17 protein-coding genes, 1 tRNA gene and 3 pseudogenes are annotated in these 17,385 nt (G+C 64.3%); 18 read left to right on the forward strand and 3 right to left on the reverse strand.

Going from position 1 to position 17,385, the window contains the following annotated elements; translation table 11 throughout:
- Window positions 1-70 precede the first annotated feature (70 nt).
- The 9 genes from QM741_RS12570 to QM741_RS12610 all read left to right on the forward strand — a co-directional run bounded on the left by QM741_RS12570 (window position 71) and on the right by QM741_RS12610 (window position 8,070).
- Window positions 71-877: a glucose 1-dehydrogenase gene (locus QM741_RS12570; protein WP_415208028.1), complete on the forward strand. Its 807-nt coding sequence runs from the start codon at window positions 71-73 to the stop codon at window positions 875-877.
- 12 nt (window positions 878-889) lie between these two features.
- Window positions 890-1,714 carry a hypothetical protein gene (locus tag QM741_RS12575; protein ID WP_415208029.1) on the forward strand — a complete coding sequence of 275 codons (825 nt, stop codon included), beginning with the start codon at window positions 890-892 and terminating at the stop codon, window positions 1,712-1,714.
- Between the two features lie 38 nt (window positions 1,715-1,752).
- Window positions 1,753-2,514 (forward strand): glucose 1-dehydrogenase, encoded by a 762-nt coding sequence (locus tag QM741_RS12580; protein ID WP_415208030.1) that lies wholly within the window; start codon window positions 1,753-1,755, stop codon window positions 2,512-2,514.
- A 15-nt stretch (window positions 2,515-2,529) separates the two neighbouring features.
- Window positions 2,530-4,560 carry an acetoacetate--CoA ligase gene (locus tag QM741_RS12585; protein WP_415208031.1) on the forward strand — a complete coding sequence of 677 codons (2,031 nt, stop codon included), beginning with the start codon at window positions 2,530-2,532 and terminating at the stop codon, window positions 4,558-4,560.
- Window positions 4,557-5,522, forward strand: a complete 966-nt coding sequence (locus QM741_RS12590; RefSeq protein WP_415208032.1) for an alpha/beta hydrolase — start codon at window positions 4,557-4,559, stop codon at window positions 5,520-5,522. Before QM741_RS12585 ends, QM741_RS12590 begins: the two co-directional genes overlap by 4 nt.
- Before the next feature lie 36 nt (window positions 5,523-5,558).
- The gene (locus QM741_RS12595; RefSeq protein WP_415207369.1) at window positions 5,559-6,305 is read left to right on the forward strand and encodes an electron transfer flavoprotein subunit beta/FixA family protein; all 747 of its coding nucleotides are present in this window, start codon (window positions 5,559-5,561) and stop codon (window positions 6,303-6,305) included.
- A 156-nt stretch (window positions 6,306-6,461) separates the two neighbouring features.
- Entirely contained in the window at window positions 6,462-7,403 is a 942-nt protein-coding gene (locus QM741_RS12600) for an electron transfer flavoprotein subunit alpha/FixB family protein (RefSeq protein ID WP_415208033.1), read from the forward strand.
- 293 nt (window positions 7,404-7,696) lie between these two features.
- Window positions 7,697-7,900, forward strand: a complete 204-nt coding sequence (locus QM741_RS12605) for a 3-keto-5-aminohexanoate cleavage protein (RefSeq protein WP_415208034.1) — start codon at window positions 7,697-7,699, stop codon at window positions 7,898-7,900.
- 2 nt (window positions 7,901-7,902) lie between these two features.
- Window positions 7,903-8,070 (forward strand): hypothetical protein, encoded by a 168-nt coding sequence (locus tag QM741_RS12610; RefSeq protein ID WP_415208035.1) that lies wholly within the window; start codon window positions 7,903-7,905, stop codon window positions 8,068-8,070.
- A 50-nt stretch (window positions 8,071-8,120) separates the two neighbouring features.
- Here QM741_RS12610 and QM741_RS12615 read toward each other — a convergent pair whose 3' ends face one another.
- The 3 genes and pseudogenes from QM741_RS12615 to QM741_RS12625 form a co-directional block, all read right to left on the reverse strand.
- Entirely contained in the window at window positions 8,121-8,402 is a 282-nt protein-coding gene (locus tag QM741_RS12615) for a hypothetical protein (protein WP_415208036.1), read from the reverse strand.
- A 542-nt stretch (window positions 8,403-8,944) separates the two neighbouring features.
- Window positions 8,945-10,170, reverse strand: a pseudogene (locus QM741_RS12620) (tyrosine-type recombinase/integrase).
- A 184-nt stretch (window positions 10,171-10,354) separates the two neighbouring features.
- A tRNA-Arg gene (locus tag QM741_RS12625) sits at window positions 10,355-10,431 on the reverse strand.
- A 188-nt stretch (window positions 10,432-10,619) separates the two neighbouring features.
- On the opposite strand from QM741_RS12625, the gene queD reads away from it, so the two are divergent.
- The 9 genes and pseudogenes from queD to atpG all read left to right on the forward strand — a co-directional run bounded on the left by queD (window position 10,620) and on the right by atpG (window position 17,368).
- On the forward strand, window positions 10,620-10,976 hold the full coding sequence (queD, locus tag QM741_RS12630; protein ID WP_415208037.1) for a 6-carboxytetrahydropterin synthase QueD: 357 nt from the start codon (window positions 10,620-10,622) through the stop codon (window positions 10,974-10,976).
- A 182-nt stretch (window positions 10,977-11,158) separates the two neighbouring features.
- The gene (locus tag QM741_RS12635; protein WP_415208038.1) at window positions 11,159-11,581 is read left to right on the forward strand and encodes a phasin family protein; all 423 of its coding nucleotides are present in this window, start codon (window positions 11,159-11,161) and stop codon (window positions 11,579-11,581) included.
- 355 nt (window positions 11,582-11,936) lie between these two features.
- Window positions 11,937-12,368: an ATP synthase subunit I gene (locus QM741_RS12640; protein ID WP_415208039.1), complete on the forward strand. Its 432-nt coding sequence runs from the start codon at window positions 11,937-11,939 to the stop codon at window positions 12,366-12,368.
- 87 nt (window positions 12,369-12,455) lie between these two features.
- Window positions 12,456-13,268: a F0F1 ATP synthase subunit A gene (gene atpB, locus QM741_RS12645; protein ID WP_415208040.1), complete on the forward strand. Its 813-nt coding sequence runs from the start codon at window positions 12,456-12,458 to the stop codon at window positions 13,266-13,268.
- Window positions 13,269-13,311: 43 nt separating this feature from the next.
- Window positions 13,312-13,572: a F0F1 ATP synthase subunit C gene (gene atpE / locus QM741_RS12650; RefSeq protein ID WP_415208041.1), complete on the forward strand. Its 261-nt coding sequence runs from the start codon at window positions 13,312-13,314 to the stop codon at window positions 13,570-13,572.
- Between the two features lie 79 nt (window positions 13,573-13,651).
- Window positions 13,652-14,122 (forward strand): F0F1 ATP synthase subunit B, encoded by a 471-nt coding sequence (locus QM741_RS12655; protein WP_415208042.1) that lies wholly within the window; start codon window positions 13,652-13,654, stop codon window positions 14,120-14,122.
- Between the two features lie 4 nt (window positions 14,123-14,126).
- Window positions 14,127-14,661, forward strand: a pseudogene (locus QM741_RS12660) (F0F1 ATP synthase subunit delta).
- A 163-nt stretch (window positions 14,662-14,824) separates the two neighbouring features.
- Window positions 14,825-16,373: pseudogene (gene atpA, locus QM741_RS12665) on the forward strand (F0F1 ATP synthase subunit alpha).
- Window positions 16,374-16,504: 131 nt separating this feature from the next.
- The gene (gene atpG, locus QM741_RS12670; RefSeq protein ID WP_415208043.1) at window positions 16,505-17,368 is read left to right on the forward strand and encodes a F0F1 ATP synthase subunit gamma; all 864 of its coding nucleotides are present in this window, start codon (window positions 16,505-16,507) and stop codon (window positions 17,366-17,368) included.
- Window positions 17,369-17,385 lie beyond the last annotated feature (17 nt).

Here is a 17,385-nt window from a genome sequence, read left to right on the forward strand (position 1 = left end):
CGCAGGCGCGCACGGCCGAGCGCCGACGACATGCGAATGATGCAATCCCAAGTATCCGACGAGCCCATCCATGACAACCCAAAACAATGATTTTCGCCTCGACGGCAAAGTCGCCCTGGTGACCGGCGCCGCGCGCGGCATCGGCGCGGAGATTTCGCGCGTGCTGGCGAACGCGGGCGCGGCGGTGCTGGTCACCGACGTGCTCGACGCGCAGGAAACGGCGGCGAAGATCCAGGCCGGCGACGGCAAGGCCGCCTGCGTCAAGCACGACGTCACCGTGGAGTCCGAATGGGAAGCGGCCGTGGCCGCCGCCAGAAAGGCATTCGGCGGCCTCGACATTCTCGTCAACAACGCCGGCATCGAGACGGCGGCCCTGGTCGCCAACTGTACGCTCGAAGACTTCAGCAACGTGATGAACGTCAACGTGAACGGCGTGTTCCTCGGCATCAAGCATGCGGTGCGCGCGATGGCGAAGCCGAACGGCAACGGCGGCTCGATCGTCAACCTGTCCTCGGTCGCGGGCATCATCGGCACGCCCGGGCACATCGCCTACCACACCTCGAAAGGCGCGGTGCGCACGATGACCAAGGCCGCCGCGGTCGAGTGCGCGCAGCTCGGCAACGGCGTGCGCGTCAATTCGGTGCACCCGGCGATCATCCGGACCGACATGGGCATGAATTTCATCAAGCACTTCGTCGACCTCGGCCTCGCCCCCGACTATGAAACCGCGGAGAAGGCGGTGCTGGCGATGCACCCGATCGGGCACTTCGGCGACGTGGCCGACGTCGCCAACGGTATCGTCTATCTCGCTTCCGACGCCAGCAAGTGGGTCACCGGTTCCGAACTGGTGATCGACGGCGGATTCACTGCGCACTGAGGATCGATCGTCATGGGAAAACTGCTCGACAAGCTCGATTCCGGCGCGACCACCGTATGGCTCGACCATCTGGGCTATGCGGCCGCGCTACTTTCCAGGGGCGTGGTGCCCTGGCTCAGCACCGCCGAGTTCATCTCGCTGCTGGCGCGCGCGCAGGGGCTGCTCAAGTCCGACGTCGTCGCGTTCCCGCTCGCGCCGGCGTGCGCGGCGTGGATCGAGGCGAATCCCGGCTTGAGCGCGGCGATGGGTTCGAAATCGCGCGTCGGCTTTCCGCTCAAGACGTTGCTCTCCGACGAAGCGCTGCGTGCGCATCTGGTCGAGGTGGCCAACGGCCTGCGCGCGAGCATGGCCGGCGCGGCCCTTGCCCTGGTGCTGCCGTCGCCGCGCGCGTGGCTCGGCACCGCCTACGCCCAGGGCCACGGCGGCGCGACGGTCGACGTCGAGGACGACGATGCCGACAGCGCATCGGTATACGTCGCCGATTTCCTGCGCGGATTCGCCAACAGCGTCGACGCGCTGTCGATGCAGGAGGCAGCGGATTTCACGCCGCAGAGCGCGGACCAGGTCGCGCTGTATCAGGCCGTCATCAACGTCGCGCGCAATTATCGCTGGGACGTGGGCCTGCACCTTCAGGGGACGGTCGATGCGGCGGTGGCTGGGGCGATCGATTTCACGATCGCGCCCGGCGCGGCGCATGGAAAGCGCCAGGGCGTCGTCGTTCCCGCGGAATACTGGAGCGGCAAGGGCTCGGCCCCGGCCGCGCCGTTCCGTTATGCGGCGATTCCGGCCGACGCAAAGCCGGAAACCGTGCTCGACAAACTCGCCGCGCTGCGCTGAAAGCGGCCAATTTCACTATCCGACTTCGAGGTGCAGCAATGGGACGTTTGAACGGCAAAGTGGCTCTCATCAGCGGCGGCGCGCGCGGGCTCGGCGCGGCCATGGGTCGCCTATTCGCGAAGGAAGGCGCGAAGGTCGCCCTGGCCGACATCGACGTCGATGCGGCGCAGACGGTGGCGGCGCAGATCGGCGCGAACGCGAAAGCCTACGCGCTCGACGTGACCGACGAGGCGGCGTGGGACAAGGTCGTCGCCCAGGTCCTCGCCGATTTCGGCGGACTCACGACGTTGATCAACAACGCCGGCATCGGGCGCATGGGCAACGTCGAAGATTGCACGCTCAAGGATTGGCGCGACACGCTCAGCGTCAATCTCGACGGCGTGTTCCTCGGCACGCGCGCCGGCATCAAGGCGATGAAGTTGCGCGGCGGCGGTTCGATCATCAACATATCCTCGATCTACGGCCTCGTCGGCAGCGAAGCGTTTCCGGCCTACAACGCGTCCAAGGGCGGCGTGCGCATCTTCACCAAGTCGGCGGCGCTGCATTGCGCGAAGTCGGGCTACGAGATCCGCGTGAATTCGGTGCATCCGACGTTCATCGCCACCGACATGGTGATCGGCGTCGCCAGGGAAAGCGGCGACCAGCCGGCGTTTCTCGCGGCGCTGGCCAAGCTGCACCCCTTGGGGCGCCTGTGCGAACCGGAAGACGTGGCCAACATGTGCCTGTATCTCGCCAGTGACGATTCGCGCAACCAGACCGGCGCCGAGTTCGTCGTCGACGGCGGATTCACGGCGCAGTAAACGAGGCGGAAAACGATGGTCAGCGAAGGTCAACTGCTGTGGACACCCGGCGCGGAATTCGCCGAGGATTCCAACGTCGCGCATTTCATCCGCTGGCTGCGCGATTCGGGCCGCGCCGACGTCTGCGACTATGAATCGCTGCGGCGCTGGTCGGTCACCGAGATCGAGAAATTCTGGGGATCGATCTGGGATTTCTTCAAGGTCGCGTCGAGCGCGCCGTACAAGCAGGTGCTCGACCGGCGCGTGATGCCGGGCGCGAAGTGGTTTGAAGGTTCGCGCGTCAACTACGCCGAGCACATGCTGCGTCACGCGGTCGGTGCGGATGCGGACGAAGTGGCCGTGCGCCATCTCACCGAGTTCCGGCCGCTGACGAGCATGACCTGGCACGAGCTGGCCGCCGCGGTGCGCAAGCTCGCCACGCAGTTGCGCGCGCTCGGCGTGAAGTCCGGCGACCGCGTGGTCTCCTACATGCCGAACGTGCCGGAAACCGCGATCGCGATGATGGCGACCGTGGCGATCGGCGCGATCTGGTCGTCGGCCGCGCCCGAGTTCGGCGTGAAGACCGTGATCGAGCGTTTCTCGCAGATCGAGCCGAAGCTGCTGTTCGCCGCGGACGGCTACTGCTTCGGCGGCAAGACGTTCGCACGCGAGGCCGAGGTGCGCCAGATCGCGGGCGCGCTGCCGATGCTCGAGCACATCGTCTGGCTGCCCTGCCTCGAAGAAGGCGGCGTCAAGGCCGATGCGAGAATGCCGGCCGACCTGCGCGGCGTGAAGCGCTGGAGCGATCTGATGAGCGCGCCGGAGGTGCGCGCCGATCGATTCCAGTTCGAACGCGTCGAATACGATCATCCGATCTGGATCATGTTCTCCTCGGGCACGACGGGCCTGCCGAAGGCGATCGTGCACAGCCATGCCGGCGCGCTCGTCGAGCATCTCAAGCAGATGCACTTCCACATGAATCTCAGGCCCGGCTCGACGATGTTCTTCTATTCGACGACCGGCTGGATGATGTGGAACCTGCTGCTCTCGGCGCTGCTGACCGGCTCCTCGATCGTGCTCTACGACGGCAGCCCGACCTGGCCGAACCTCGATTTCCTCTGGGAACTCGCGGCCAGGACCGGCGCAACCTCGTTCGGCGCCAGCCCGACCTTCATCCAGATCATGGAGAAAGCCGGGCTCGAACCCGGCAAGCAGTACGATCTCTCGCGGCTCGAATCGATGCTGGTTTCGGGCGCGCCGTCGACGCCGGAAACTTTCGCTTGGTGCTATCGCAACGTCAAGCAGAACCTCTGGGTGACTTCGCAGTCGGGCGGCACCGAAATCTGCTCGGGCTTCGTCGGCGCCGCGCCGACCCTGTCCGTCTACGCCGGCGAGATTCAGACGCGTCTGCTCGGCATGGACGTGCATGCGTGGAGCGACGACGGCAAGGAGTTGATCGACGAAGTCGGCGAACTCGTCGTGACCCAGCCGTTCCCGTCGATGCCGGTCAAATTCTGGAACGACGAAAACGGCAAGCGCTATCACGAGTCGTATTTCGATACGTTCCCCGGCGTGTGGCGGCACGGCGATTTCATCAAGATCAACGCGCGTGGCGGTTGCTACATCTACGGCCGCTCGGATTCGACGCTCAACCGCTACGGCATACGCATCGGCACGGCCGAAATCTACCGCGCAGTCGAACAGGTGGCCGAAGTCGCCGACAGCCTGATCGTCTGCATCGAACTGCCCGGCGGCAACTTCTTCATGCCGCTCTACGTCAAGCTCAAGCCCGGCTTCGAATTGACCGAGGACGTGCAGAAACGCATCAACCAGCGCCTGCGCGCGGATTGCAGCCCGCGCCACGTGCCCGACAGGATTTACGCCGTCGCCGCGATTCCGTACACGCTGACCGGCAAGAAGATGGAGGTACCCGTGCGCAAGATCCTGATGGGCTGGCCGCTCGAAAAGGCCGCGAGCTGCGACGCAATGCAGAACCCGGATGCGATCGACTACTTCGTCCGTTTCGCCGCGGAGTCGAAGGATTACAACTGGCGCGCGCCGGCATGAGCACGACCGCCCCGACGCTCGATCCCGCCGCCTCCCAGGTGCTCGCGCTGCTGGCCGGCTCGGGCGCGCCCACGCTCGACCAGCTCGATCCGCCCGCCGCGCGCGAAGCGCTGAAGGCGCTGCTCGGGCTGCAGGCGCCGAAGGCCGCGGTCGCCGAAGTGCGCGATCTCGCCGCCGACGGTGCGCACGGCCCGATCCCGCTGCGCCTGTATCGCCCGCGCGGCAGCGCCGCCACGGAGGCGCTGCCCGTGCTCGTCTATTTCCACGCCGGCGGCTGGGTGATCGGCGACATCGAGATCTGCGACGCGCTTTGCCGGCGCATCGCCAATGCGGCCCGCTGCGCGGTCGTCTCGGTCGAATACCGGCTCGCGCCCGAGCACAAATTTCCCGCCGCAGTGGACGACGCCTACGCCGCGACGTGCTGGGTCGCGCAGCACGCGCCGTCGCTCGGGCTCGGTCCGTCGCGCATCGCCGTCGGCGGCGATTCCGCGGGTGGCAATCTCGCCGCGGTCGTCTCGCTGCTGGCGCGCGACCGGCGCGGGCCGCGGCTCGCGCTGCAGGTGCTGCTTTATCCGGTCACCGATCTGCACGGCGGCACGCAGAGCCGTCGCTCGCGCGGTGAGGGCTATTTCCTCACCGACGCGCTGATGCGCTACTTCGTCGATCACTACGCCAGCAGTGCGGCCGATCTCGACGACTGGCGTGGCTCGCCGTTGCTCGCGCGCGACCACGCCGGCCTGCCGCCGGCCTGCGTGATCGTCTGCGGCTTCGATCCGCTGCACGACGAGGGCGTGGCCTACGCGCACAAGCTGCAGGCGGCCGGAGTGTCCGTCGAACTGCATGATTTCGAGGGGCAGATCCACGCCTTCCTGCTGATGGACGGCGCCATCGCGCAGGCCGCTACCGCGATCGAATCCATCGGCGCCGCGTTGCGCCGCGCTTTCGCCATGGCGGACAAATAAATCGTGCTCGCTGGTTTCGATAGGTAAGACGTTCCGATGAAAATTCTTGTCGGCTACAAGCGCGTCGTCGATTACAACGTGCGCATTCAAGTGAAGCCCGACGGTTCGGGCGTGGTGACGGACGGCGTCAAGCTGTCGGCCAATCCGTTCGACGACATCGCGCTCGAAGAGGCGCTGCGTCTGCGCGAGAAGGGCATCGCAAGCGAGGTGATCGTCGCCACGATCGCGCCGGCCGACGCCCAGGCGCATCTGCGCAACGGCCTGGCCATGGGCGCGAATCGCGCCATCCACGTCGTCGCCGGCGACGCCGTGCAGCCGCTCACCGCGGCACGTGTGTTCCTCAAGCTGATCGAGAAAGAACAACCGCAGATCGTCCTGCTCGGCAAGCAGGCGATCGACGACGACTGCAACCAGACCGGGCAGATGCTGGCCGCCTTGTGGAATCGGCCGCAGGCGACGTTCGCCTCCAAGGTCGAGGTGTCCGGCAACGCAGCCAAGGTCACGCGCGAAGTCGACGCGGGCCTGGAGACGATCGAAGTCGACCTGCCGGCCGTGATCACCACCGACCTGCGCCTGAACGAGCCGCGCTTCATCAAGCTGCCGGACATCATGAAGGCCAAGGCCAAGCCGCTGGAGACGATCCCGTTCGCCGATCTCGGCGTCGCCTCGGGCGATACGCTGAAGACGACGCACTACGCCCCGCCGGCGAAGCGCAGCAAGGGCGTGAGGGTGAAGGATGCCGCCGAACTCGTCGCGGCGCTGAAGACCAAAGGACTGCTCTAGCTTCCCTTCCCCCGCCGGGGGAAGGTGCCCGAAGGGCGGATGAGGGAAAAGCCTCTCCACCCTTGAAGGCATTACGAAAGTGCAAGGCTCTTCCCTCATCCGGCGCTACCGCGCCACCTTCTCCCGGTGGGAGAAGGAGAGCTAAAGGAAATTCCGATGTCCAAGATTCTCATCCTCGCCGAACACCTCAACGGCAAACTCAATCCGAGCACGGCGCGCTGCGTCAGCTGCGCACAGGCAATCCAGCCGGAGGCGATCGACGTGCTCGTGCTCGCCGAGGCGCCCGAGGCGATCGCCGCCGAGGCGGCGACGATCGCGGGCGTGACGAAAGTGCTCACGGTGGCGAACGCGGCGAATGCGCATGCGCTGGCCGCGGTCTATGCACCGCAGGTCGTCGACATCGCGAAACAGGGTTACACGCACGTGCTCGCGCCGTCGACCACGTTCGGCAAGGACGTGGCCCCGCGCGTCGCCGCGCTGCTCGGCGTAGCCCAGGTCAGCGACCTCATGAGCGTGGTCGATGCGCACACGTTCACGCGTCCGATCTACGCGGGCAACGCGATCGTCACGGTGCAGGCGCCGGCGGACCCGATCCTGGTCGCCACCGTGCGCACGGCGTCGTGGCCGGCCGCGGCGAACGGCGGCAGCGCGCCGGTCGAAGCATTGAACGTCAATGTCGAACTGCCCACGCACACGCGCTTCGTCGAACTGGCGCAGGGCAAGAGCGACCGCCCGGACCTGCAAAGCGCCAATCGCGTGGTCTCCGGCGGCCGCGGCGTCGGCTCGGCGGAGAACTTCGCGATCGTCTTCCAGCTCGCCGACAAGCTCGGCGCGGCGGTCGGCGCCTCGCGCGCGGCGGTCGATGCGGGCTACGTGCCCAGCGACCTGCAGGTCGGCCAGACCGGCAAGATCATCGCGCCGGAGCTGTACGTGGCGATCGGCATCTCGGGCGCGATCCAGCACCTGACCGGGATCAAGGACGCCGGCACCATCGTGGCGATCAACAAGGACGCCGAGGCGCCGATCTTCGAAGTCGCCGACATCGGCCTCGTCGGCGATCTGTTCAAGCTCATTCCGGAACTGGAGCAAATCTTGTGAGGTTGCCGTCGGCGCACCACCGTATCGATCTTCCGCGTGCGCAGCGGAATGAACGAGCCCAGATCAAGGCCGCTCGAGCGAGTGTGGCATTGCCCGCAGCATGAGCTCGAGAACAGACACGGACAGGCCATCACGCGCTTCGAGATCGAGTGCTATGACATCGGCCATCTGTATACGACCGCGCATTTTCTGGATCGCGGCATCGACGCATACGCCGAAGACATGCTGCACATGAAGCGCACGGCGGATCGCCTGTTCATCACTGGTCGGTCCTGGGCGCAGGTTCGAATCAGATGCGCATTTGCGCGCTGTCGGCCGCGTTGGGCGACAACTGCCGCGTGGGCCTTGAAGGATCGCTTTGGGACGGGCGCGGCCAGCTCGCGAAAACCAATGCGGCCCAGAGGCCGTTCGCGGGCCAACGCCGGGGATGGAACACACCAGTTGCACGCCGGGGTGCGCGTCAGCACGCTGATCCAGTTCGGCGGTCAGCCGCTTGATCGTGCGATCACACAGATCGAGTTCGTCCGCGAGCACTTCGCAGCGCAGAGCTGCGGACGTGTTCGGCCACGACACGCTGCGCAACCAGGTGCAGCCGCGTGCCGTCCACAGTACCTTGAAAAGCACCGATTCGGTCTCCGAAGCCACGGTCGGCGGACGGATGTTGTAGCCGCGCAGCAAGGCGCGAATCTGGCTCTGCACGCGGTTCCTGGTCTGCACCTAGCGGTGCCGCGCTTCGATGAGTTCGCGCCATGCACGCACGTCCGGCGAGGGCACGTGGATCTGCGGCACTTCGTCGAGGAACAACAGCTTGGCCAGCTTCTCGGCGTCGACCCGATCGTTCTTGCGCTTGGCCCGCGAGATGAGGCGCAGGCGGCCCGGATGAGCGACGACCACGTGGTCGCAAAACGTGCGCAGATGGTCGTGGATCGGGCCCGTATCCGCACGATGCTTCGTAGCACACCGACATCGCCTGTTGGCGTCGCTGTCGGACAGCGGCAAGGTAGTGTGCGGTCTCCAGCCACGAGCCGCGGATGGTGCGCCCCTCGATGCGGTTGCCGCGTGCGTCGAGCACGCAGCACGTCGAGGAATTCTGGTGTGTATCCAGGCCGACAAAGAGCATGAGCAACCCTCCGTAAAGTCACAGGAATGTTCCCGGGCAAATCCCGGAGAGGCCATTCCGAAGGCGAGTGCTCATAGTTTCAAGATAAAAGGGTGTGTAGTTGAGGTCGCGCCAACCCGCATGGCACAAGGCGTTGCGCGACTACAACGCAGCAACACCGACTACACGTTCGCCCGGAATCCTTGTCGTGACGCGGTTTCCGTCACTACAACGAGAACAAGGCTTTGATTCTTCGACATGCGCGACGACGTGCTCGACGGGCGGTTAGCGACGCGGCCAGAGTGCGACTCGAAGCGCCGAGAGCCGCTAGGTCAGAAGCGTTCTGGGCCGAGCGCGAAGCGGGTGGTACGGGCCATACGAGACTCGTTCTCGCCGACTGCGAAGACGATGCTTCGACGTGGTGAAACTTCTAGCTTCTACCTCACGCAGCGGCGCGCAAAGGGACGACGTTCCCTATGCGCAACCCGTCGAGATAGTCCGCCCACGCCTGCATCATCTTCTTCCGCTCGGCCAAGTGTGCCGTGCGGTTGTAGGCACGCCCGTTCGGGTCACGGACGGCGTGCGCGAGCTGGTGTTCGATGTAGTCGGGCCGGAAGTGCAGCACTTCGTCGAGGATCGTCCGCGCCATCGCACGGAAGCCGTGGCCGGCCATCGTGCCCTTGTCGAAACCCATGCGGCGCAACGCGGCGTTGACGGTGTTTTCCGAAATCGGGCGCTCGCGCGTGCGCAGGCTCGGAAAGACATAGCGCGGCAGACCCGGCTTGCTTGGGCTGGCGTTCCCGGTCAGCGGTTGGAGTTCGCGCAGGATCGCAACGGCTTGGGTCGCCAGCGGCACGATGTGCGGCTGCTCGGTCTTGCTGGCGGTGTAGCGCCATTCGGCGGCGTCGAGGTCGATGTCGTCCCACAGTGCCCTGCGCAATTCGCCCGGCCTGACGAAGACAAGAGGCGCGAGCTTAAGTGCGGCGGCGGTAGTCGGTTGCCCCGTGTAGCCGTGGATCGCGCGCAGCAGTTGCGCGACTTGCGCCGGTTCGGTCTGGCGAAGTGCTCGACGTTCGGGGATTCGAGCGCGCCGCGTAGATCGGTCGAAGGATCGCGTTCGGTTCGTCCGGTAGCGATGGCGTAACGGAATACCTGCGATGCGAGCGACCGGGCACGATGCGCGGTTTCGATGGCTCCGCGCTTCTCGATCTTGCGCAGTACGTCGATCAGCATCTTGGCGGTCACGTCGGCGATGGCGATGTTGCCGAGATAGGGCTTCAAGTCCTTTTCGATCAGGCGACGCGAACGAAGGGCGCCGCCGGGGCTGAGCGACTTCGCGTGCTGGTCGAGAAACTCGGCAGCGACGACGGCAAACGTGTTGCCGGCATGCTCCAGCGCGGCGGCACGCTGCGCACGCGCCGCCACGACCGGCGAGACGCCGGCGCGCAATGTCTTGCGTGCCTGATCGCGCAGCGCGCGGGCTTCCGACAACGATGTAGCCGGATACTCGCCGAAGCTCGTCATGCTCGCCTTGCCGTTGTACCGAAAGCGGTAGCGCCATAGCCTTGCACCACTTGGCTTGACTTCGATTGCGAGGCCGCCCGACTCGGCGACGCGATAGACGACGTAACGCGGCTTGAGCGTGCGAAGTTTGGTATCCGTGAGCATGCGAGAATGGCAGTTGTGAGTGTCAACGGCGGCGTTGCCGTCGGTACTCACTACCGTACTACCGTACTCACATTCTTCGTGGATCTCAACGGAAGACGGCGGATGCCTTGAGACGTAGAAACCGCAATACAGTGCGGTTTTTGCGAGGTTGCGGGACTTAGTGGGATGTCCCGGAACCAGGATTTGGCGCGCCCGGAGGGATTCGAACCCCCGACCAATGGCTTCGGAAGCCACTACTCTATCCAGCTGAGCTACGGGCGCGTATCTTGTAAAGATCGTTTGCATGCTTGGCGGGCGGCGATACTATCCGCTCGCACTGTCTTGGGGAAACCGCACCAAGTGCCGCCGACAGGAGGCGCATTGTCGCACGAAACAGGTCGACGCGACGCAGTTGATCCCCGGCTTTGCAAGGTCGCGCTGGCATTGCGCCGTCGAAACGAATTTCTTCCATGGACATTTTCAAGATATTTCACATCGAAGCCGCGCATCGCCTGACCGGCGTGCCGCCGGCGCACAAATGCGCGCGCCTGCACGGGCATTCGTTCCGCGTCGAAGTGCACGTGTCGGGCGAGGTGGATTCCGCAACCGGCTGGGTCATGGACTTCGCCGACGTGAAGGCGGCGTTCGCGCCGGTCTTCGAGCGGCTCGATCATCATTATCTCAACGAGATCGAAGGGCTCGAGAATCCCACGAGCGAGCGGCTCGCCGCGTGGATCTGGAAAGTGTTGAAGCCGGGACTGCCGTTGCTGAGCCGCATCGTGGTGCACGAAACCTGTACGGCCGGCTGCGCCTATTCGGAACCGTAGGTTTCTTCGTGACGCACCGCGTAAATCTCACGCGGGGCCGTTGACTCGTCGATCGGGAAAACCCTTTGTCGCAATGGCTTTCGAGTGGGCGAATGGGTTCAGGATCGGGATTGTTGCAATGCACAAAAACTTGCGGTATAGTGGTCGCCAGTCACCAACCACTCTTATCCGAGGCTACGATCATGTCCGAGTATTTCAACACCCAGGCTCTCGCCCTTTCCAAGAGCTTCGCCGATACGGCGTTCAAGGCGCACACGCTGGCCGTGGAAGGTCTGGAGCGCGTCACCAACCTCAACCTCAAGGCGCTGGAAAACAACGTCGCGGCGACCGTCGACTTCCTTTCGGAAGCCGCCGAAGTGCGCGATTTCGACGGCCTGAAGACGATCTTTCCGAAGGGCGTCAGCTTGGTCAAGGATTCGGCCGAGAAGTTCTACGCGAACGGCCAGGAAGTGTTCGGCATCACGGTCAAGACCGGTGAGGCGCTGAGCCAGATCGCCAAGGGCAGTTTCGAGTTCGCCAACGACAGCTTCAAGAAGCAGGTCAATGCGGCGGCGACCGACTTCACCAAACAGGTCAACGCAGCGGCGAAGAAGACGACCCGTTGATTCCGGATTCCCGGGGCAACCCGGAATCGCGCTGCGGCAATCCCTCCCTCCCCTTAGTATTCCGCAGCGTTTGTTCAGCCGGATGGTATTGCCATCCGGCTTTTTTTATTGCCTGCTTTCCGCTCATGGCTCGACCTCGGCCGGGGATCGTTTCAACAGCCATCGTGCCTGCCGGGCGGGCAGTGGGCGCCTCGTTCTTGCGCGCAGTGCGCGGCGGTTCCACGCGGTTCGGCAGCGGTGCGGCACAATGTCGCAAGGCGGCGGCGAATGCGGCGACGCTCCTGTACCAAAGCCGCATTTGTCTTGCGACCGCAAATAGCCGCCGGGTATAATCTCGCGGCTTTGCGATAAGACGATGCTTCGCAAGTTTCGAAAGCATCGCAGCCCTCTCGGCATCGCGATCTTGAAGCCGAATCCCATGCGGAACTCCATTGCTCATGGCCGACGCAATGCCGTCCGGATCGTGTTCTTCCAACTCGGCATCGCCGGATTGGTCGGCTTGGGGTTTTGTGCGCGGGACTGGCCGTCGGGGATAGCTGCTGGATACGGCGGTGCGGCGGTCGCAATTGGCAATGCGCTGTTCGCGTGGCGGTTTTACGCAGGCGGCGTGGTTTCGGCAAGGCGTGCGGCGGTTTCGATGTTCGTCGCCGAAGCAGCGAAGTGGGGTTGGCTGGTGCTCATGCTCTATCTGGCGCTGGCGGTATTTCATCTCGCACCGTTGCCGTTGATCGTCGGCGTGATCGCGGCGCAAGTTGCGTTCTGGGCGGCAACGGGAATTGTTCGTTGAGCCATTTCGCGGAAAAGAGCGTGGATCCGGTTGTTTGATGCGCTTGGCGCAACCATTTAGACAAGTGTACGTAGGGAGTTTCGATAGGTGAGTACGGTATCCGAATCCGGCGGTGGGCTGAGCGAATACATCACGCATCACCTGACCCATTTGACGCCGCACGCCAGCGAGGGCGGCTTCTGGTCGTGGCATCTGGATTCGCTCGCGGTGTCGACCGTGCTCGGCGTGCTCGTTCTTGCCTACTTCTATTTCAAGGCGCGCAAGGCCACTTCGGGCGTGCCCGGCAAGGGCCAGGCGTTTGTCGAGCTCGTCGTCGAATTCGTCGACGGTCAGGTGAAGGACGTATTCCACGGCGACCGCAAGTTCCTGGCGCCGCTCGCGCTCACGGTGTTCCTGTGGGTGTTCATCATGAATGCGATGGACCTGCTACCGGTCGATCTGCTGCCGTGGCTGCTCGGCCATCTTGGCGTCAGTCATTTCCGCGCCGTGCCTACCGCCGACGTCAACATGACGTTCGCGATGTCGATCACGGTGTTCCTCCTGATCATCTTCTTCAGCTTCAAGGCCAAGGGTTTCGGCGGCTTCATCCACGAGCTGTTCACTGCGCCGTTCGGATCGAGCCCGTTCCTGTGGATTCCGAACTTCCTGCTCAACCTCGTCGAGCTTCTGTCCAAGCCGGTATCGCTCGCGATGCGACTGTTCGGCAACATGTATGCGGGCGAGCTCGTGTTCATGCTGATTGCCGGCATGTTCGCCGCAGGCAGCTATCTGCTCTACGGCCTCGGCATCGTCGGCTATACGGTGTGGTCGATCTTCCACATTCTGATCATCGGCCTGCAGGCCTTCATTTTCATGGTGCTGACCGTCGTCTACATCTCGATGGCGCACGATCATCATTGATATTTTTTAACGTTTTGCATTTTTATACTTCGAGGAGAAAGTCATGGAACATCAATTCATCGCACTGATCCAGGCCAATACGGCGCTTGCGATCGGCATCATCATCGGCCTCGGCGCGATCGGCGCCTGCATCGGCATCGGCATCATGGGTTCGAAGTTCCTCGAATCTGCCGCGCGCCAGCCGGAACTGGTGCCGCTGCTGCAGGGCCGCATGTTCCTGCTCGCCGGCCTGATCGACGCGGCGTTCCTGATCGGTGTCGCGATCGCGATGTTCTTCGCTTTCGCCAACCCGCTGATCAAGTAAGAGCGCCGGTACCGCAAGTCGAATGCGCGGTGCTTTGCCGCGCGTTCGATACCTAGTCACTTGAGAGAAGGACGTCGCGATGGATATCAATGCGACACTGATCGGTGAAGCGATCGCATTTGCGATCCTCATCTGGTTCTGCGTGCAGTTCGTTTGGCCGCCCTTGCTTGCGGCGATTGAAGAGCGCCAGAAGAAAATCGCCGATGGTTTGATCGCGGCCGATCGTGCGCAAGCGGAGTTGAAAGACGCCGACGCGCGCGTGGCCGACGAGATCAAGAAGGCGCGTGCGCAGGCGGCCGAGATCGTCGACAAGGCGCACCAGCAGGCCAACCAGATCGTCGACAAGGCCAAGGCCGATGCGCTGCTCGAAGCGGCGCGCGTCAAGGCCACGGCCCAGACCGAGATCGACGGCATGGTCGGCAAGGCGCGCGAAGCGCTGCGCGGCCAGGTCGCCACGCTCGCGGTGCAGGGCGCGCAGAAAATCATCGGCCGCGAAATCAACGCCGATGCACACAAGGCCTTGCTCGACCAGTTGGTAGCCGAGATCTGAGCGCATGAGCGAAACCTTGACCTTGGCCCGTCCCTACGCGCGCGCAGCGTTCGAGTCCGCGCGCGACGGGAATGCGCTGGCGGCGTGGTCGGCGAACCTCGGGTTCGCCGCTCAGGCCGTCGGCGACGCGCGCGTCGGTGCGCTGATCGGCAATCCGCGTCTGTCCAACGACGAGCTCGTCGGCCTGTTGCTGCCGCCGGGCGAAGCCGCGAGTGGCGCGTTCGCGAACTTCCTTTCGCTGCTCGCGGACAACCGCCGTCTGGCGCTTCTGCCCGACGTTGCCGCGCTGTTCGAGGGATCTCAAGCGCGAGTCCGAACGCGTGCTCAAGGTGACGCTGCGCTCGGCGACCGAGGTTCCCGCGCCGCAGGCCGATGCGATCAAGGTCGCGCTGGCCAAGCGCTTCGGCCGCAGCATCGAACTCGACCAGCGCATCGATCCTTCGGTGATTGGCGGCGCCGTGATCGACGCGGGCGACGTGGTGATCGACGGTTCGGTGCGCGGGCGCCTGGCTCGTCTGGAACAGACCTTGGCGAATTGACGAACCGGTGGCGCTCGCCGCCGGAGCGTCAGAAGTCAGAGATCAAAAGTCGTCGGAGTGCCAGCGGTACGGCTTTCGATCCAATCGACGTTTGATCTTTGACTTTTGACATTAACCAGAAGCGACGTTGCGTTCATCGCGCACGCGCGCAGAGGACATAAACATGGCCACCACGCTCAACCCTTCCGAAATCAGCGAACTGATCAAGAACCGCATCGAGCAGGTCAAGCTCGCCGCGGAAGCACGCAACGAAGGCACCATCGTCTCGGTGTCCGACGGCATCATTCGCATCCACGGCCTGGCCGATGTGATGTCGGGTGAAATGATCGAACTGCCGGGTAACGGCACGGCGTTGGCGTTGAACCTGGAGCGCGACTCGGTCGGCGCGGTCGTGCTCGGCGAGTACGAGTATCTGCGCGAGGGCGACACGGTCAAGACCACGGGTCGCATTCTCGAAGTGCCGGTCGGCCCGGAACTGCTCGGCCGCGTGGTCGACGCGCTCGGCCAGCCGATCGACGGCAAGGGTCCGATCAACACCAAGCTGGCCTCGCCGGTGGAGAAGGTCGCGCCGGGCGTGATCGCGCGCAAATCGGTATCGCAGCCGGTGCAGACGGGCTACAAGTCGGTCGACTCGATGATCCCGATCGGCCGCGGCCAGCGCGAGCTGATTATCGGCGATCGTCAAACGGGTAAGACGGCTTTGGCCGTGGACGCGATCATCAATCAGAAGGGCACGGGCGTGAAGTGCGTCTACGTCGCGATCGGCCAGAAGCAGTCGTCGATCGCCAACGTCGTGCGCAAGCTCGAAGAGTTCGGCGCGATGGACCACACGATCATCGTCGCCGCCTCGGCGTCCGACTCGGCCGCGATGCAGTACCTCGCGCCGTACTCCGGCTGCGCGATGGGCGAGTACTTCCGCGACAACGGCCAGGACGCGCTGATCATCTACGACGACCTGACCAAGCAGGCCTGGGCCTACCGCCAGATCTCGCTGCTGCTGAAGCGCCCGCCGGGCCGCGAGGCGTATCCGGGCGACGTGTTCTACCTGCACTCGCGCCTGCTCGAGCGCGCCGCGCGCGTCAACGAGGAGTACGTCGAGAAGTTCACCAAGGGCGCGGTGAAGGGCCAGAACCGGCTCGCTGACCGCGCTGCCGATCATCGAAACGCAGGCCGGCGACGTGTCCGCGTTCGTGCCGACCAACGTGATCTCGATCACCGACGGCCAGATCTTCCTCGAAACCGACCTGTTCAACGCCGGCATCCGCCCGGCCGTGAACGCCGGCATCTCGGTGTCGCGCGTCGGTGGCGCGGCGCAGACCAAGATCATCAAGAAGCTGTCGGGCGGCGTGAAGCTCGCGCTCGCGCAGTACCGCGAACTCGCGGCGTTCTCGCAGTTCGCCTCGGACCTCGACGCCGCGACGCGCGCCCAGCTCGAACGCGGCCAGCGCGTGACCGAGTTGATGAAGCAGAAGCAGTACGCGCCGCTCTCGGTCGGCCAGCTCGCGATCTCGCTGTACGCTGCGGAGAAGGGCTATCTCGACGACCTGCCGGTCGCCCAGATCCTGCCGTTCGAAGCCGGCCTGCACGCGCATTTCGCGGTGAACTACGCCGATTGGCTCAAGGCCGCGAACGACAAGGCCGACTGGAACGACGCGATCGAGGCGACGCTGAAGAAGGGCATCGAAGAGTTCAAGAAGACGGGTTCCTGGTAAAGCTTTTGCTCGTCATTCCGGCGAAAGCCGGAATCCAGCGCCTCTGATTTCGGCGCTGGAATCAAGAGCAAAAGTCACTGGATTCCGGCTTTCGCCGGAATGACGGAAGAAAAACGAAAAGGCCGAACAACGTGGCAGGCGCAAGAGAAATCCGCACCAAGATCAAGAGCGTGCAGAACACCCGCAAGGTGACGCGCGCGCTCGAAATGGTCTCGGCTTCGAAAATCCGCAAGGCGCAGGACCTGATGAAGGCATCGCGCCCGTACGCGCGCGCGATGCGCCAGCTGATCGGCCACATCGCCAAGGCGAACACTGAGTACAAGCATCCGTTCCTGGTCGAGCGCGGCGAGGTCAAGCGTGTCGGCTACATCGTCGTGTCGACCGACCGCGGCCTCTGCGGCGGCCTCAACTCGAACCTGTTCCGCAAGCTGCTCGGCGAAATCCGCGAGTGGCAGGGCAAGGGCGTCGAGGTCGACGTCGTCGCGATCGGCACGAAGGCGAACGCATTCTTCAAGCGCCTCAAGGTCAATCTCGTCGGCAGCGTGTCGCATCTCGGCGAGAAGCCGAAGGTCGAAGCGCTGATCGGCGTGATCAAGGTGATGCTCGATGCGTACTCGGACAAGCGCATCGACCGGCTCACGCTGGCCTACAACGACTTCGTCAACACGATGACGCAGAAACCGACGCTCGACCAACTGCTGCCGCTGCCGCCGTCGGCGCAGCTCGAGACGGCGCACGACTGGGACTACATCTACGAGCCGAACGCGGAAACCGTGCTCGACCACGTGCTCACGCGCTACATCGAATCGCTGGTCTACCAGGCCGCGCTCGAGAACCTCGCGAGCGAGCACGCGGCGCGCATGGTCGCGATGAAGGCGGCGGGCGACAACGCGAAGAAGGCGATCGATTCGCTGACGCTGATCTACAACAAGGTGCGTCAGGCCGCGATCACGCAGGAAATCTCGGAAATCGTCGGCGGCGCCGCGGCGGTATAGTTTTTCCCTTCCCCCTC

The sequence above is a fragment of the Rudaea sp. genome (assembly GCF_047601565.1).
In the GTDB taxonomy this organism is placed as follows: domain Bacteria; phylum Pseudomonadota; class Gammaproteobacteria; order Xanthomonadales; family Rhodanobacteraceae; genus Rudaea.

What these genes read in the sequence shown, in the direction of transcription:
- QM741_RS12575 (WP_415208029.1), top strand. Translation starts at nt 890, where the DNA reads ATGGGAAAACTGCTCGACAAGCTCGATTCCGGCGCGACCACCGTATGG.
- QM741_RS12595 (WP_415207369.1), top strand. Translation starts at nt 5,559, where the DNA reads ATGAAAATTCTTGTCGGCTACAAGCGCGTCGTCGATTACAACGTGCGC.
- QM741_RS12600 (WP_415208033.1), top strand. Translation starts at nt 6,462, where the DNA reads ATGTCCAAGATTCTCATCCTCGCCGAACACCTCAACGGCAAACTCAAT.
- queD (WP_415208037.1), top strand. Translation starts at nt 10,620, where the DNA reads ATGGACATTTTCAAGATATTTCACATCGAAGCCGCGCATCGCCTGACC.
- QM741_RS12640 (WP_415208039.1), top strand. Translation starts at nt 11,937, where the DNA reads ATGCTTCGCAAGTTTCGAAAGCATCGCAGCCCTCTCGGCATCGCGATC.
- QM741_RS12570 (WP_415208028.1), top strand. Translation starts at nt 71, where the DNA reads ATGACAACCCAAAACAATGATTTTCGCCTCGACGGCAAAGTCGCCCTG.
- QM741_RS12605 (WP_415208034.1), top strand. Translation starts at nt 7,697, where the DNA reads ATGCGCATTTGCGCGCTGTCGGCCGCGTTGGGCGACAACTGCCGCGTG.
- QM741_RS12590 (WP_415208032.1), top strand. Translation starts at nt 4,557, where the DNA reads ATGAGCACGACCGCCCCGACGCTCGATCCCGCCGCCTCCCAGGTGCTC.
- QM741_RS12635 (WP_415208038.1), top strand. Translation starts at nt 11,159, where the DNA reads ATGTCCGAGTATTTCAACACCCAGGCTCTCGCCCTTTCCAAGAGCTTC.
- QM741_RS12655 (WP_415208042.1), top strand. Translation starts at nt 13,652, where the DNA reads ATGGATATCAATGCGACACTGATCGGTGAAGCGATCGCATTTGCGATC.
- atpE (WP_415208041.1), top strand. Translation starts at nt 13,312, where the DNA reads ATGGAACATCAATTCATCGCACTGATCCAGGCCAATACGGCGCTTGCG.
- QM741_RS12580 (WP_415208030.1), top strand. Translation starts at nt 1,753, where the DNA reads ATGGGACGTTTGAACGGCAAAGTGGCTCTCATCAGCGGCGGCGCGCGC.
- QM741_RS12585 (WP_415208031.1), top strand. Translation starts at nt 2,530, where the DNA reads ATGGTCAGCGAAGGTCAACTGCTGTGGACACCCGGCGCGGAATTCGCC.